Genomic DNA, 14699 nt, shown 5'->3' on the forward strand with positions numbered 1-14699 from the left:
GGTCACCTCCGGGTGGCCGTGCGCTGGACCCACAGATTGATGAGGACGGCGCCCAGGAGCATGACGCCGAGGAAGGCCTTGAACCAGTCGGGGTTCCAGCCGGCGTAGACGATGCCCTGCTGCACCATGCCGAACATGAACGCGCCGAAGACCGGGCCGATCGCCGAGCCGGCGCCGCCGGTCAGCAGGCAGCCGCCGATGACGGCCGCGGAGATGTAGATCAGCTCCTGGCCCACGCCCTCGCCGGACTGCACGGTGTTGAAGGTGAACAACTGGTGCATCCCGACGAACCAGGCGCCGAAACCGACCAGCATGAACAGCGAGATCTTGGTGAACGTCACGGGCACGCCGACGGCCCGCGCGCTCTCCTTGTTCCCGCCGACCGCGAAGATCCAGTTGCCGTACCGGGTGCGCAGCAGGATCCAGGTGGCGATGGCCGCGAAGACCAGCCAGTACACGATGGTGATCTTCACCTGGACGCCGCCGACGTCGAACGACGAGGCGAAGACCTTCTTCGCCTGGCCGAAGCCGTCCATGTCACTGATGTCGTCCGTGGCCACGTTGGTGGTGACCAGCTTGGTCACCGCGAGGTTGACACCCTGGAGGATCAGGAACGTGCCCAGGGTGATCAGGAAGCTGGGCAGCCCGGTCTTGACGACCATCCAGCCGTTGAGGAAGCCGATCCCCAGCGAGACCAGAAGGGCGACCACCACACCGACCCACACGTTCATGGTGAGTTGGTAGCTGAGCATGCTCGCGGTGAGCGCCGAGGTGATGACGGCGACACCGGCGGAGAGGTCGAACTCGCCGCCGATCATCAGCAGCGCCACCGGCAGCGCCATGATCCCGATCGTCGACGACTGGTACAGGATGTTGGCCATCGAGCTGCCGTCCCGCACCGGCGGGGCGGTGATCAGGAAGAACACGTACACCGCGACCGCGCCGAGGAACACGCCCACTTCGGGGCGGGCCAACAGCCGCAGAGCCAGCGGGCGTTGTTTGGTCCGGCCGTCGCTCTCCTTGCGGCCGGGGGCCGGCGGTGTGGTCACCGCCGGCTCGGCATGGTGGGTCATGCTCATCACCGGGTGCCCTTCGCGGCGAACGAGGCGACCGCGTCGACGTTGGTCTTGTCCACGAAGGCGGGACCGGTCAGCACCGGCTGCTCGCCGCCACCCATGTAGTTGCCGTTGTTCTTGTAGAGCCACAGCGAGTCGATCGCCAAGTAGCCCTGGAGGTAGGGCTGCTGGTCGACGGCGAACTCGATCGTGCCCTTGTCGATGGCGCTCGTCAGGTCCTTGTTGAGGTCGAAGGTCGCGATCTTGGCCTTGCTGCCCGCGTCGGACTTCGACTGCACCGCCGTCAGCGCGAACGGGGCGCCGAGGGTGACGACGTAGTCGATGGCCTTGTCCTGGCTCAGCTTGGCGGTGATCGTCGACTTCACCGACGGCATGTCGGTGCCGTTGACGTACAGGGTCTCGGTCGTGCCCTTGAACGTCTTCTTCACACCGGCACAGCGCTGGGTGAGGCCGATGTTGCCCTGTTCCTGGATGACGCAGACGGCCTTCTTGGCGCCCTCGGAGTTGAGCCGGTTGCCGAGGGCCTCGCCGGCCACGGTCTCGTCCTGGCCGAAGAACTCCATCAGACCGAGGTTCTTCCACTCGCTGACACCGGAGTTGAGGCCGACCACCGGAATCTTCCCGGTCTTCGCCTTGGCTATGACGTCCTTCAGGGCGTCCGGCTTGGCGAGGGTCACCGCGATGCCGTCGACCTTCTGGTCGATGGCGTTCTGGATCAGGGTGGCCTGGTTGCCGGCGTTCGGGTCGGCGGAGTAGACCAGCTTGACGTTGTCCTTGGCGGCGGCCGCCTCGGCGCCCTTGCGGACGATGTCCCAGAAGGTGTCGCCGGGCGACTGGTGGGTCACCAGCGCGACCGTCATCTGCGGGGTACTCGCCTTGCCCGCGGAAGCGCCGTCCGCGCTCTCCTCGGACTTCTTGCCGCCGGAGCTGCTGGAGCAGCCCGCGAGGGTCAGGGCCGCCGCCGCGGCCAGGGCCACGACCGGGGCGATTCTGCGCGAGCGGAAGGGAGAAGAGCTGTCCATCTTTCCTGCACCTCACTGTGCGACGGAGAAAACGACGGGGAATTCGGGAAAAGTGGAGGCGATCGGAGGGTTCCGGGGGCCCGTTTCTACTCAGATTGGGGCCAGGGGGCCGGGTCCGCGACTGTTCAGGTGTCTCGGACCCGGCCGTGCGCTGCTGGGACGGGATCCAATCCCTTGCCGGGCCCACTGTCAATACTTTGTTAAGACATCATTTCACGATCAGGTCCGAATGTAAGTACAAACTCTTGACAGTGCGGGTCCCCGGGACCTACACCTGGGGGACGCCAGGCCCGCCACCACCGTGAGGAGCGTCGCACATGGCCGAGTCGGCCCCGCCACCGGACCTGATCACGACGGGCCCGTCGGAGTCGATCTCTACCCTTTGCGCCCGGACGTACCCCTCGCGCGCGGACGGGGACGTCCGGACACCCCCGCCCGACCCCACCGACCCGAGGAGGTGCCCCGATGGCGAAGACCGGCGACCGTTCCCGTGCCGTGTCCGGCTCCGCGCTCGACCTGCTGCATTTCGCCCTGGACCGCGCCAGCCCGGTGCCCCTCTACTACCAGCTGGCCCAGCAGCTTGAGGCGGCGATCGAACAGGGGGCGCTCGCCCCGGGCAACCTCCTGGGCAACGAGATCGACCTGTCGACCCGCCTCGGCCTGTCCCGCCCGACGGTCCGCCAGGCCATCCAGTCGCTGGTCGACAAGGGACTCCTGGTGCGACGGCGCGGAGTCGGCACGCAGGTCGTGCACAGCCAGGTGAAACGGCCGCTGGAACTGAGCAGCCTCTACGACGATCTTGAGGCGGCCGGACAGGGGCCCACCACGCACGTCGTGCGCAACGAACACGTGCCGGCGACCGCCGACGTGGCCGCCGCGCTCGGCCTCGCCGAGGGCGGCGAAGTCACCCTGCTGGAGCGGCTGCGCGCCACGCACGGGCAGCCGGTGGCCTTCCTGCGCAACTACCTGCCCCCGGCCCTCCTGGACCTCGACACGGAGCGGCTGGAGTCGACCGGCCTGTACCGGCTGCTCCGCTCGGCGGGCATCACCCTGCACAGCGCCCGGCAGACCATCGGCGCCCGCTCCGCCACCGCCGAGGAGGCCGCCCTCCTCACCGAGAAGGAGGGGGCGGCCCTGCTGACCATGCAGCGCACGGCGTACGACGACACCGGCCGACCGGTCGAGTACGGGACGCACATCTACCGCGCGTCCCGGTACGCGTTCGACTTCCAGCTCCTGGTCAGACCCTAGGGACCTACCTCGGGGCCATCCGCAGCGCGCCGTCCATGCGGATGGTCTCGCCGTTGAGGTAGTCGTGCTCGACGATCGCCAGAGCCAGCTGCGCGTACTCCTCGGGCCGGGCCAGGCGGCGCGGGAAGGGCACGCCCTCGGCGAGCGAGGCGCGGAACTCCTCCGACACCGTGGCCAGCATCGGCGTCTCCACGATGCCCGGGGCGATGGTGCACACCCGGATCCCGTACTGCGCGAGGTCCCGGGCGGCGGGCAGGGTCAGGCCGACGACACCGCCCTTGGAGGACGCGTAGGCGGCCTGGCCGACCTGTCCGTCGTACGCGGCGATGGAGGCGGTGTTGACGATGACGCCCCGCTGGCCGTTCTCGTCGGCCTCGGTCCCGGCGATGGCCTCCGAGGCGAGCGCGAGCACGTTGAAGGTGCCGATCAGGTTGATCTGGATCACCTTGGCGTACAGGCCGAGGTCATGGACGCCCTTCTTGCCGAGGATCCGCGCGGACGGGCCGATGCCGGCGCAGTTGACGACCGTGCGCAGCGGGACCCCGGAGCCCGCCGCGGTGGCGACGGCGGCGCCGACCTGCTCGGGGTCGGTGACGTCGGCGGGCACATAGGTCACGCCGGGCACCTCGGGCGCCTTGTCGGTGCCGTCCTTGAGGTCGAGGGCGAAGACCCGGGCGCCACGCTCGGCGAGGGCCTTCGCGGTGGCCGCGCCGAGGCCGGACGCACCGCCGGTGACAAGGGCGGCGGTGTTCTCGAGCTGCATCATCACTCCTTGCCGAGGACGGTGAGCACACCGCCCTCGTCACGGTCCAGCGCACGGGAGATGATCATGCGCTGGATCTGGTTGGTTCCTTCGAAGATCTGCATGACCTTGGCCTCGCGCATATAGCGCTCCACGGGGAAGTCGCGGGTGTATCCGTATCCCCCGAGGACCTGCACGGCGTCCGTGGTCACCTTCATGGCATTGTCCGTGGCCACGAGTTTGGCGATCGACGCCTCCCGTGTGAAGGGCAGGCCGAGATCCTTCAACCGGGCGGCGGACAGCGTGGTGGCCCGCGCCGACTCGATCGCGGCGCCCATGTCGGCGAGCACGAAGGCCAGGCCCTGGTGCTCGATGATCGGCTTGCCGAAGGTCTCCCGCTCGCGCGCGTAGCGCACCGCGTGGTCCAGGGCGCCCTGGGCGAGGCCGGTGGCGACGGCCGCGATGCCCAGCCGGCCGCAGTCCAGGGAGGCGAGCGCGATCTTCAGCCCCTGGCCCTCCTCCCCGATCCGGCGCTCGACGGGCACCCGGACGTCGTCCAGCCGCATGGTCGCGGTCGCCGAGCCCGTCAGGCCCATCTTGCGCTCCGGCGGGTCGGCGCTGAGCCCCGGGGTGTCCGCCGGGATCAGGAAGCAGGAGATGCCGCGCGCGTGGTCGTCGGACGTGCGGGCCATCACCGTGTAGAAGTCGGCGTGACCGCCGTGCGTGGTCCAGGCCTTGGCGCCGTTCAGCACGTAGGTGTCCCCGTCGCGGACCGCGCGGGTGAGCAGGGCCGCCGTGTCGGAACCGGCGTGCGGCTCGGACATGCAGAACGCGCCGAGCAGGTCACCGCCCAGCATGTCCGGCAGCCACTTGCCCCGCTGTTCCTCCGTACCGAAGCGGGCCAGCGGGAAGCAGGACAGGGCGTGCACGGAGATGCCCACGGCCACGCTCGACCAGACGGCGGCGACCTCCTCCAGGACCTGGAGGTAGACCCCGTACGGCTGGTCCGCCCCACCGTCCTCCTCGGCGAAGGGCAGCCCGAGCAGGCCGCTGCGGCCGAGGGTGCGGAAGACGTCCCTGGGGAACGCCCCGTCCGCCTCCGCGTCGACGACCCGGGGTGCGAGTTCCTTGGCGGCGAGGGTGCGTGTGAGCTGAATGAGCTCGACGGCTTCCTCGGTCGGCAGGGCACGAGTGGCAGGCATGGTGACCTCCACGTAGGAGTACAGGTAAGTACTGGAGCGACACTTGAATGATACTGGAGTGTGTACGAACGTATCATTCCCAGTACGGCGCACGGGTATCGCACGGCATCCGAACGCGGTCCGGGATGTGCGCTTCAGGAAGAGACGGCGTGCACGATGAGCGACGCGAGCTGTTCGTACGCCTCCGCGTCGGTCAGCCCGGTCCGCGTCTTCAGTTCGCCCTGCTGGATCTGGCGCATGGTGGCGGCGGCGACCTCGCCGACGAACGCGGTGTGCACCTCGCGGAAGGCGCCGTACGAGACGCCCTCGGCGATCAGCCGGCGCACCCGCTCCGCGGCCATCCGCGTGTTGGCCTCGTAGACCTCGCGGGCGGGCGGGAAGTCCGCCACGTCGTCGAGGAACCGCCGCGAGAGCGGGCGCAGCTGTTCGGCCACGGCGGTCAGGTACACGCGGACGCGGTCCGAGGGGTCGACGGTCTGCGCCACCCGCTTCTCGACGGCCTCCGTCGCCCCGCGGAAGTAGTGCTTGACCGCCTCCACGACCAGCCCCTGCTTGCTACGGGCGAGCTGGTACAGGGTCGTCTTGGAGCAGCGCAGCCGCTCGGCGAGGTCGTCCAGGGTGAGGTCCGAGAACCCCTCCGCCGTCAGCAGCGCGACGAGACGTTCCAGCAGGTCGGCCTGTCGGGCGGTGCGGCGGAGGGACGGCATGATCCCAGCGTAGCCTCCGGGTTACTCCCGGGTCACCCCCGGCCGTCGGCGCACGGCGTCCGGCCGGAGCGCCGGTCCGCGACCGGCTCCCGGCCGACGGCGGCCGGGCTTTTCCGGGCGCGGCACCGACGCCCCGGCCGGCGGTTCCCCGCTCAACTGCCGAGCGGGCACGACCCGGTCGACGCCCGAGCCGGGCGCCAAGACGGCATCGGGCCGGGCCCCGAACGCACCGAAGCCGCCTCCTCGATGACGAGAAAGCGGCTTCCGACCCGCTGTGAAGCTGGTCGGGACGACAGGATTTGAACCTGCGACCCCTTGACCCCCAGTCAAGTGCGCTACCAAGCTGCGCCACGTCCCGGTGCGCTTCGCACGGTGTCCGCCGTGTGATCGCGCGAACAGCACTTTACCCCACACCGGGCGGTGCGCCGAAGGGGGCCCGGACGCGGGACAATCGCCGTATGGACCGTTTGGACAGCACAGGAGGTACCGGCGGCGGCCGGACCGCCGGTCCCCGGGACCGGGACGACGAGGGGCGGGCGCGCAACGCCCGGCCGCGGGACGGGCTCGGCCGGCCCCTGCCGTACGGCGCGACCGGTGTGGAGCGGCAGCCGGAGGGGGTCGTCCGCACACCCGAGGAGACCGTCACCGAGGCGCAGGCCCTGCTGGACGCCGGGAAGCCGTTCCACGCGCACGAGGTCTTCGAGGACGCCTGGAAGTCCGGCCCCGAGTCGGAGCGCACCCTGTGGCGCGGGCTCGCGCAGCTCGCGGTGGGTCTGACGCACTCGGCCCGGGGGAACCTCACGGGCGGGGCGAGGCTGCTGCGGCGCGGCGCCGTGGCGGTGGGCGACTGGGCGGCCGGCGCGGGGGAGGACCGGCCGTACGGGATGGATCTCGCCGCTCTGGCCCGCTGGGCGCGTGACGTGGCGGACACCGTGGAGTCGAGCGGCGCCGCCGTCGACGCGCGGACCCGGGCGCCCCGGCTGCGCTGACCCGGCACGGTCACGGCCGGTGGCGTACGGCAGACTCGTGGCGTGCGAATGATTCATGTCATCGGTATCGGCGCGGGCGACCCCGACCAGCTGACCCTCCAGGCGGTCCGGGCGCTGCGGAGCACGGACGTGTTCTTCGTCCTGGACAAGGGCGAGGTGAAGAGCGACCTGACACGGCTGCGCCACGACATGCTCGACACACACCTGCCGCAGGGGGCGTACCGGGTGGTCGAGGCCCGGGATCCGGAGCGGGACCGCGGGGCCGGCGGCGCGGCCTACTCCCCCGCCGTCGGGGACTGGCGCAGCGCCCGCGCCGAGATCTACGAGCGGCTGATCACCGAGGAACTCGGCGCGGACGAGTCCGGTGCGTTCCTGGTCTGGGGCGACCCGGCGCTGTACGACAGCACGCTGGGCATTCTTCAGGAGGTGCTGGCCAGGGGCGCGGTGACCTTCGAGTACGACGTCGTCCCCGGGATCAGCAGCGTCTCGGCGCTCGTCGCCCGGCACCGCACGGGCCTGAACCGGGTGGCGCGTCCGGTGCAGATCACGACGGGCCGGCGGCTCGCCGAGGGCTTCCCGGAGGGGGTGGACGACGTGGTGGTGATGCTGGACGCCCACCAGACCTTCCGGCAGTACGCCGAGGACGACGTCGACATCTACTGGGGCGCCTACATCGGGACCCCGGACGAGATCCTCGTCTCCGGTCCGATCGCCGAGGCCGGTCCCCGCATCGAGCGACTGCGCGCCGAGGCCCGCGAGCGCAAGGGCTGGATCATGGACACCTACCTGCTGCGCCGCGAACCGGGCCGGGAGTAGTTCCGGCCGCTGCCCGGGCGGCCCCTTCCGCGTGCGCCGAGGGAGTGGCGGTCTGACCGTGATCTCGACGTGGCCGACGCCTGGGCGGCGATGCAGGTCGAACGGTTCACCCGGATGGTCGGCCACACGAACCTGGGACTGGTGGCCGCCCGTCGGCGGCTGCCGCCCGAGCTGCTGCTGCCGGTCTTCGACCGCATGGTGGACGAGGGTTCCCTGACCCGTCACGGTCCCCTGCTGTCCCACACGGAGGCGGGCATGCGCGAGGCCCGGGTGATCACCCACGCCTGGGGGAGTGGCTGGAGGAGCGGGTGGCGCAGGACATCGGCCGCCCGTCGGGCAGCGACTGCGGGCGGCGGCGGACACCATCGCCAAGCGGATCCTGGTCGAGGACCTGAACGACGGCCTGCCGCGACGCCCTCCGGAACCGGAGCCGGCGGCCGTGGCGGCGCCCTGAGCACCGTCCACCCGGGCAGTAGGGCTAGCGCAGCAGCAGTTGCAGGCCGCCCACCACGGTCGCCGCGATCACCAGTCGCTCGAAGAGCCGCTGGTTGATGCGGTGCACCGCCCACTTGCCGAACAGCGCGCCGGGGACGACGAACGCGACGAGTGCGGCGTCCAGGAGCAGCGAGTCGCCGTCGATGAGTCCGAGGCTCGCGCTGAACGGCACCTTCGAGACGTTGACGATCAGGAAGAAGAACGCGGAGGTGCCGAGGAAGCCGAGTTTGCGGAAGCCGGCCGAGAGCAGGTACATCGACATCACCGGGCCGCCGGCGTTGGCGACCATGGTGGTGAAGCCGCCGAGGACGCCGTAGGAGCGGGCCTTGACCCGGCCGGCCCGGGTGACCACGCCGTCGGGTACGTCGTCCGCGTCGGCCGTGCGGCGCCGCCACACCGTGACGCCCGCCATCAGCAGCAGGGTCGCGCCGATCGAGGTGCGGACGATCCCGTCGTCGGCCCACACCAGGAACACCGTCCCGAGGACGACGCCGGCCGCCACCGCCGGGAACAGCCGCCAGAGCGTGGGCCAGTGGGCGTGCCGCCGGTAGGTGAGGACGGCCAGGACGTCGCCGGCGATCAGGATCGGCAGCAGGACGCCCGTGGAGGCACGGGCGGGCAGGATCGCCGCGAAGATCGCGAGGCTGACCGTGTTGGCCCCGCTGACGGCCGTCTTGGAGAAGCCGACGAGCAGGGCCGCGAGAGCGAGCGCCGCGAACTCCCAGCCGGTGATGTGCCACAGGTTCATCGTGTTCATGCGGAGACCGATGCTACGCACAGCTATCCGATGGCCAGAGGGCCGTCTCGCCTGATGGCCGTTCTCGCCCGGCGGCCCTGCCCGAAGCGCCGAGTCAGTGCCTCTCTGTAGACCCCCGTCCGCCCCCCTGGGAAGATCCCCGGAAGCCTTCCCCGACGCGGCTGGAGAAGCGATGCCCGAACACGTCCTCACCGGGACCCGAGGCGCGATCACGCTGCACGAGTGGTCCTGTCCCCGACCCCGCTGCCTGGTCCTCCTGGTGCACGGCTACGGCGAGCACGCCGGCCGCTACACCGCGCTCGCCGACGTGCTGACCGGCCACGGCGCGGCCGTCTTCGCCCCCGACCACATGGGGCACGGACGGTCGGCGGGCGAGCGCGTGGTGATCGAGGACTTCGAGGACGTGGTCACCGATGTGCACGCCGTGGCGCGGCTCGCCCGGGCCGCGCACCCGGACCTCCCGCTGATCGTCGTCGGGCACTCGATGGGCGGCCTGATCGCGGCCCGGTACGCCCAGCGGTACGGCGGCACGCTCGCCGCACTCGTCCTGTCCGGCCCGGTGATCGGCGCCTGGGATCTCCCCGGGCGGCTGCTGGCGCACGAGGAGATCCCCGACGTCCCCGTCTCCCCCGGCGCCCTCTCCCGCGACCCCGCGGTGGGCGCGGCGTACACGGCGGACGAGCTGGTCTGGCACGGGCCGATGAAGCGGCCGACGCTGGAGGCGTTCGTACGGACCCTGGAAACCGTGGCCGAGGAGGGCGGCATCGGCCCGCTGCCCCTGCTGTGGCTGCACGGTGACGACGACCGGCTGGTCCCGCTGTCCGGCAGCCGGACCGGCGTCGAACGGCTCGCCGGGGGCACGCCGACGGAGCGGATCTACCCGGGAGCCCGGCACGAGGTCTTCCACGAGACGAACCGCGCCGAGGTGTTCGCGGACGTGACGCGCTTCCTGGACGGTGTGCTCGCCGCCTGAGACGGATCGCGGGCACGGCTGTTTGCGGTGGTGCGGCCTGGGCACCCGCGCCCTCATGGAGTGGTTGCGCAGTGCCGCCTGCGTGGGCGAGGACCCCGAGCTGTTCTTCCCCGTGGGCACGACAGGACCCGCCCTGCGGGACGTCGCGGCGGCCAAACGCGTCTGCGGCCGCTGCCCGGTGAGCACCGAGTGTCTGTCCTACGCCCTGGCCATCGGACAGACCTCGGGCGTGTGGGGCGGGACCGGCGAGCAGGAGCGCGCGGAACTGCTCCGCGGCGCCGGACGCGATGCGCTGACCACGACGCGCTGAGCACTGCGCGCCGAACGACGCGACGAACACGACGCGATGAGAAGGAGCACCGTATGACTGTCGTGAAGAGTCCCCTGCCCGAACCGGCCCGCCAGGTCACCTTCGAAGCGTTGCAGAGCACCCTCGTGGATCTGCTGGGCCTGTCCCTGATCGGGAAGCAGGCGCACTGGAACATCGTGGGGCCCCGGTTCCGCTCGATCCACCTCCAGCTCGACGAGGTGGTCTCGACGGCCCGTACGTACGCCGACACCGTCGCGGAGCGCGCGGCCGCGCTGGGCCTGCCGCCCGACGGGCGCCCGGAGACCATCGCCTCGGCGTTCACCCTGCCGTCCCCGAAGGACGGCTGGGTACGCGACGAGGACGTCGTCCAGCTGATCGCGGAGACCCTGGGGGCGGCCATCGGACGGCTGCGGGAGCGGATCACGGTGACCGCTGAGGCCGATCCGGTCACCCAGGACCTGCTGATCTCCATCACCGCCGAGCTGGAGAAGCAGCGGTGGATGTTCGAGGCGGAGAACTGGCCGCACGAGAGCTGACCCACGAAGGAAAGCGACCGCACCGAAAGAAAGGAGGACCGCCATGGCCGACGCACTCGAACTCGACGCGCTGTGGGAGGACTTCCACCGCGTGGTGAACATGACCTCGCAGGAACTGGCCGCCTGGCTGCGGGTGCGTGACGCCGACGAGAACGCCGAGCCCCTGCCCGAGGAGGCGGGGACTCCCCTCGGGCAGCATGTGCTGGCGATACTCCAGAAGCGGCGCACCGACCTGACCGACGACGACGTCCGCGTGATGTACCGGGTCGTGGACACGGTCACCGCGCGGGCGGACCTGGAGAACGAGCCCAGGGCCGAGGACACCCGCGAACGCCACCGCCTGATGACGATCGGCCACGATCCGCTCAAGCCGTAGGCCCCGAGCAGTCGGCCCCGCCTCAGCCGGTGAGCCGGGAGAGCGCCGCCGACACCAGCGTGCGCACTCCCGGCATCAGCACGGAGAGGTCCGGCGCGAACAGCGCGCTGTGGTTTCCCGGCACGGCCGCGAACTTCTCCCGCAGCTCCTCCCCCGGCGCCGCCTCCCACACGGGCGCCGGGGTCGAGGTCACGTACCAGTAGTCGTACGGCACGCCCGCCGGGGCGAGCAGGGAGAAGTCCTCACTGCCCATCGCCTGGCCGAAGTCGAACACCGTGTGCTCGCCGAAGAGTTCACGGTGGACGGCGGCGATCTCCCCGTCCAGGAAGGCGTCGTTGACGGTGTTCGGGCAGCCGGGGTGAACCGTGACCTCCGGCGGGACCGGGCAGCCCGCGGCGGCGCACTCCCCCTCGACGACCCGCCGGATCGCGGCGAGGACGCGCTCGCGCACCAGGGCGTCCTGCGTGCGCACGTTCACCCCGAGCCGGGCCTCGGCGGGGATGATGTTGGAGCTCGTGCCCGCGTGGAACCTGCCCACCGTCAGCACCGCCGACTCGCTCGCCGCGACCTCGCGCGCGGCGACGGCCTGCAGCCTGGTCACGATGTACGCGGCCGTCACGACCGGGTCCACCGTCGACTCGGGCCGCGAACCGTGCCCGCCCACGCCGTGCACGACGACGTCGACGTCGTCCGAGGCCGACAGCGTCAGGCCGGGCGTGTGCGGGTAGAACCCGGCGAGCCCGGGCGCCACATGCTGGCCGAACAGCACGTCGGGGCGCGGGAACCGGGCGTGGATCCCGTCCGCGACCATCGCCGCCGCGCCGCCCCCGGCCTCCTCCGCGGGCTGCCCGACCACGACGAGCGTCCCGGACCAGGCCTCACGGGCGCCGGCCAGCGCCTCGGCCGCGCCCGCCAGCCAGGTGACATGCAGATCGTGGCCGCAGGCGTGCATCACACCGTCGACGGTCGAGGCGTACGGCAGACCGCTCGCCTCCCGCACGGGCAGCGCGTCCATGTCGCCGCGCAGCCACACCACGGGCCCGTCGCCGTTGTCGAGCACGCCGACGACGCCGGTGCGGGCCACCCCCTCCGTCACCGCGTACCCGGCCGCGCGCAGCCGCAGGGCCAGCTTCGCGGCGGTGCGGTGTTCCTGGAAGGACAGCTCGGGGTGGCGGTGCAGGTCCTGGTAGAAGCCCTCCAGGTCGCCGGGTCCGAATCCCGAGGTGATCTCCCGGGTCAGGGCGGCGACGACAGCCGGTTCGGTCATACCGCGCAGCCTACGAGAGCGGCCCCGGCGACCGCAGGCGGCGAGGCCGATCGGCCGAACGGTCGAGGAACCGGCGCGTGAACCCTGGCCGTTCGGCCGAGGTGCGCACGGGCCCGAACGCGCGAAGGTGGAGCCACTTCCCCACCGGCCCGGCCCAGCACCAGGAGTTCGCGATGCAGTCCAGGAAGTTTCATCGGCGCGATCGGGGGCGCCGCCGCCGTAGTGGCCCTCGGCGCCCCCGGTACCCGTCTCCTCTCGGCACCGAGTCGACCACCGGGACGGCGAAGACCCACCTCTCGAGCGTCCAGCTCGAGCTGGGCGCCCGCAACCGCGTCGAGATCGCGGCCTGGGCCCGGCAGCACGGTCACGCGCGGCCCCGCCCGTGACCCGTGACCGTCCGGAGAGTCAGAGGTCCAGCAGCCTCGCGACGGTGCGCAGCACCCCGTTGTCGTTGTTGGAGGGCGCGAGGTGGCGGGCCCGGCGGACGACCTCCGGGTGGGCGTTGGCCATGGCGAAGGACCAGTCGGCCGCGTCCAGCATCTCCAGGTCGTTGAGATAGTCGCCGAACACCATGGTCTGCGCGGGCGTGATGCCCAGCTCCCGCTGGAGCACGCGCAGCGCGGCGCCCTTGTTGGCGGTGCGGTTCATGACGTCGACCCAGTGCTCACCGGAGACGACGACCTGGTGGGTCCGCGCGAAGGCCGCGAGCGCCGGGGCGGTGATCTCCTCCACGGACCCGAAGTCGAAGAGGGCGACCTTGACGATGTCGTCGTCGACGGCGGTGACGTCCTCGACGACCCGGTGCCGGAGGTAGTACCTGCCGACCTCGGCCAGGAAGGCCTCGTCGGCCCGCTCGACATAGGCGGACCGCTTGCCGCACACGACGGCGCCCACGTCGACGCCGTCGGAGGCGAGCCCCCGTACGGCCCGGGTCACCTGCGCGACCACGGCGGGCTCCAGCGGGTCGGAGCTCAGCTCCTCGCCGTCGCGGACCACGTAGGTGCCGTTCTCCGCTATGAACACCATCCCGTCGGCGACCTCGGCGAACTCCGCGGCCAGGGTGGCGTACTGGCGTCCGCTCGCCGGGGTGAACAGCACCCCGCGCTCACGCAGCCGCGCCAGCGTCTCCCACAGGTCCGCCGGCACCTTCTTGTCGTCGTCGAGGAGCGTGCCGTCCATGTCGGTGACGATCAGCCGGATGTCGAGGGGGCCTGTCGCGGGGTCGGACGCGGTCGTACGGGGGGCGTGCGAGTAGGGCATGTCCTGCTTCCTGCTACGGGGTCACCGGAATTTCACCCTACCGGGGACAGCGTTGATCATCCGGCGGCACAATGGCGGACGAAGGCCCGGGGACGGGCGGGACACGAGAAGGGGCGGTCACGTGAGCGGGTCCGCACGGCTGAACACCAGCGTGGCGCACAACGCGCGGGTGTGGAACTACTGGATCGGCGGCAAGGACAACTACGAGGTCGACCAGCGCGTCGGCGAGCACGTCGCCGGGATGTTCCCGCTCATCCGGGAGATCGCGCGCGCGGACCGCTGGTTCCTGGGGCAGGCGGTGCGGTTCCTCGCCGAGGAGCGCGGTGTACGGCAGTTCCTCGACATCGGCACCGGACTGCCGACGGCCGACAACACCCACGAGATCGCGCAGCGCGTCGCGCCCGAGTCACGGATCGTGTACGTCGACAACGACCCCATCGTGCTGGCACACGCCCGCACGCTGCTGACCGGCACCGCCGAGGGCGTCACCGACTACATCGACGCGGACGTGCACGACCCGGCCGGGATCCTCGAACGCGCGGCGGGCACCCTGGACTTCACCCGGCCGGTCGCGGTGATGATGCTGGGCATCCTGAACTTCGTCCTGGACTTCGAGGCGGCCCGGGACATCGTCCGCAAGGTCATGGCCGACGTCCCCGCCGGCAGCTTCCTGGTCCTGACACATCCCACCCACGACAGCGAGGTGGGCGGCGAGGGCCAGATCCCGGCGATGAGGTTCTGGAACGAGAACGCCACCCCGCCGATCACCGCGCGCGGGGGCGCGGAGATCACCGCGTTCTTCGACGGCCTGGACCTGCTGGAGCCGGGCCTGGTGTCCTGCTCGCGCTGGCGCGGCGAGGCGGACTCCCTCGCGGTGGTGCCGCAGTACGGCGCGGTGGCCGTGAAACCCTGACCGGCGT

Annotated in this window: 16 protein-coding genes, 1 tRNA gene and 2 pseudogenes; 10 read left to right on the forward strand and 9 right to left on the reverse strand. The window is 71.3% G+C overall.

Going from position 1 to position 14699, the window contains the following annotated elements; genetic code table 11:
- Positions 1–2 precede the first annotated feature (2 nt).
- Together ACIPFH_RS15590 and ACIPFH_RS15595 are read right to left on the reverse strand one after the other, a co-directional pair.
- Positions 3–1079: an ABC transporter permease gene (locus tag ACIPFH_RS15590; RefSeq protein ID WP_359127185.1), complete on the reverse strand. Its 1077-nt coding sequence runs from the start codon at positions 1077–1079 to the stop codon at positions 3–5.
- Positions 1079–2098 (reverse strand): sugar ABC transporter substrate-binding protein, encoded by a 1020-nt coding sequence (locus tag ACIPFH_RS15595; protein WP_401826729.1) that lies wholly within the window; start codon positions 2096–2098, stop codon positions 1079–1081. Before ACIPFH_RS15595 ends, ACIPFH_RS15590 begins: the two co-directional genes overlap by 1 nt.
- Positions 2099–2563: 465 nt before the next feature.
- Here ACIPFH_RS15595 and ACIPFH_RS15600 point away from each other — a divergent pair, with 465 nt between their 5' ends.
- Entirely contained in the window at positions 2564–3349 is a 786-nt protein-coding gene (locus ACIPFH_RS15600; RefSeq protein ID WP_401826731.1) for a GntR family transcriptional regulator, read from the forward strand.
- 4 nt (positions 3350–3353) lie between these two features.
- Here the strand turns inward: ACIPFH_RS15600 and ACIPFH_RS15605 are convergent, their stop codons facing one another.
- From ACIPFH_RS15605 to ACIPFH_RS15620, 4 genes are all read right to left on the reverse strand, one after another.
- Positions 3354–4112 (reverse strand): SDR family NAD(P)-dependent oxidoreductase, encoded by a 759-nt coding sequence (locus tag ACIPFH_RS15605; RefSeq protein WP_401826911.1) that lies wholly within the window; start codon positions 4110–4112, stop codon positions 3354–3356.
- Between the two features lie 2 nt (positions 4113–4114).
- Positions 4115–5293 (reverse strand): acyl-CoA dehydrogenase family protein, encoded by a 1179-nt coding sequence (locus ACIPFH_RS15610; RefSeq protein ID WP_401826732.1) that lies wholly within the window; start codon positions 5291–5293, stop codon positions 4115–4117.
- Positions 5294–5427: 134 nt separating this feature from the next.
- On the reverse strand, positions 5428–6000 hold the full coding sequence (locus ACIPFH_RS15615; protein WP_401826734.1) for a TetR/AcrR family transcriptional regulator: 573 nt from the start codon (positions 5998–6000) through the stop codon (positions 5428–5430).
- Between the two features lie 281 nt (positions 6001–6281).
- Positions 6282–6358: transfer RNA gene (locus tag ACIPFH_RS15620), tRNA-Pro, on the reverse strand.
- 100 nt (positions 6359–6458) lie between these two features.
- Here ACIPFH_RS15620 and ACIPFH_RS15625 point away from each other — a divergent pair.
- The 3 genes and pseudogenes from ACIPFH_RS15625 to ACIPFH_RS15635 all read left to right on the forward strand — a co-directional run.
- Complete coding sequence (locus tag ACIPFH_RS15625) at positions 6459–6989, forward strand: DUF309 domain-containing protein (protein WP_401826735.1); 531 nt, start codon at positions 6459–6461, stop codon at positions 6987–6989.
- A 42-nt stretch (positions 6990–7031) separates the two neighbouring features.
- The gene (gene cobF / locus ACIPFH_RS15630) at positions 7032–7805 is read left to right on the forward strand and encodes a precorrin-6A synthase (deacetylating) (protein ID WP_401826737.1); all 774 of its coding nucleotides are present in this window, start codon (positions 7032–7034) and stop codon (positions 7803–7805) included.
- A gap of 51 nt (positions 7806–7856) precedes the next feature.
- Positions 7857–8259, forward strand: a pseudogene (locus tag ACIPFH_RS15635) (MFS transporter); the annotation flags it as partial.
- Between the two features lie 24 nt (positions 8260–8283).
- On the opposite strand, the gene ACIPFH_RS15640 reads toward ACIPFH_RS15635, so the two are convergent.
- Positions 8284–9057 (reverse strand): sulfite exporter TauE/SafE family protein, encoded by a 774-nt coding sequence (locus ACIPFH_RS15640; protein WP_401826740.1) that lies wholly within the window; start codon positions 9055–9057, stop codon positions 8284–8286.
- 172 nt (positions 9058–9229) lie between these two features.
- Here ACIPFH_RS15640 and ACIPFH_RS15645 point away from each other — a divergent pair, with 172 nt between their 5' ends.
- From ACIPFH_RS15645 to ACIPFH_RS15660, 4 genes are read left to right on the forward strand one after another with little or no spacing between them, the layout of a single operon-like run.
- Complete coding sequence (locus ACIPFH_RS15645; RefSeq protein ID WP_401826742.1) at positions 9230–10030, forward strand: lysophospholipase; 801 nt, start codon at positions 9230–9232, stop codon at positions 10028–10030.
- A 55-nt stretch (positions 10031–10085) separates the two neighbouring features.
- On the forward strand, positions 10086–10340 hold the full coding sequence (locus ACIPFH_RS15650) for a WhiB family transcriptional regulator (protein WP_356253426.1): 255 nt from the start codon (positions 10086–10088) through the stop codon (positions 10338–10340).
- Between the two features lie 53 nt (positions 10341–10393).
- Positions 10394–10876, forward strand: coding sequence for a Dps family protein (locus ACIPFH_RS15655; RefSeq protein ID WP_401826744.1), 483 nt, complete (start codon positions 10394–10396; stop codon positions 10874–10876).
- Between the two features lie 43 nt (positions 10877–10919).
- Positions 10920–11252, forward strand: a complete 333-nt coding sequence (locus ACIPFH_RS15660) for a DUF3140 domain-containing protein (protein WP_401826747.1) — start codon at positions 10920–10922, stop codon at positions 11250–11252.
- A 22-nt stretch (positions 11253–11274) separates the two neighbouring features.
- Here the strand turns inward: ACIPFH_RS15660 and ACIPFH_RS15665 are convergent, their stop codons facing one another.
- On the reverse strand, positions 11275–12519 hold the full coding sequence (locus ACIPFH_RS15665; RefSeq protein WP_401826749.1) for an amidohydrolase: 1245 nt from the start codon (positions 12517–12519) through the stop codon (positions 11275–11277).
- A gap of 278 nt (positions 12520–12797) precedes the next feature.
- Here ACIPFH_RS15665 and ACIPFH_RS15670 point away from each other — a divergent pair.
- A pseudogene (locus ACIPFH_RS15670) lies at positions 12798–12905 on the forward strand (DNA-binding response regulator); the annotation flags it as partial.
- A gap of 19 nt (positions 12906–12924) precedes the next feature.
- On the opposite strand, the gene ACIPFH_RS15675 reads toward ACIPFH_RS15670, so the two are convergent.
- Positions 12925–13779 carry a Cof-type HAD-IIB family hydrolase gene (locus ACIPFH_RS15675; protein ID WP_401826751.1) on the reverse strand — a complete coding sequence of 285 codons (855 nt, stop codon included), beginning with the start codon at positions 13777–13779 and terminating at the stop codon, positions 12925–12927.
- Positions 13780–13900: 121 nt separating this feature from the next.
- Here ACIPFH_RS15675 and ACIPFH_RS15680 point away from each other — a divergent pair, with 121 nt between their 5' ends.
- Positions 13901–14692 carry an SAM-dependent methyltransferase gene (locus tag ACIPFH_RS15680; protein WP_356253412.1) on the forward strand — a complete coding sequence of 264 codons (792 nt, stop codon included), beginning with the start codon at positions 13901–13903 and terminating at the stop codon, positions 14690–14692.
- The last annotated feature ends 7 nt before the right edge of the window (positions 14693–14699 follow it).

This window comes from Streptomyces sp. NPDC088157, assembly GCF_044741545.1.
Taxonomy (GTDB): Bacteria; Actinomycetota; Actinomycetes; order Streptomycetales; family Streptomycetaceae; genus Streptomyces.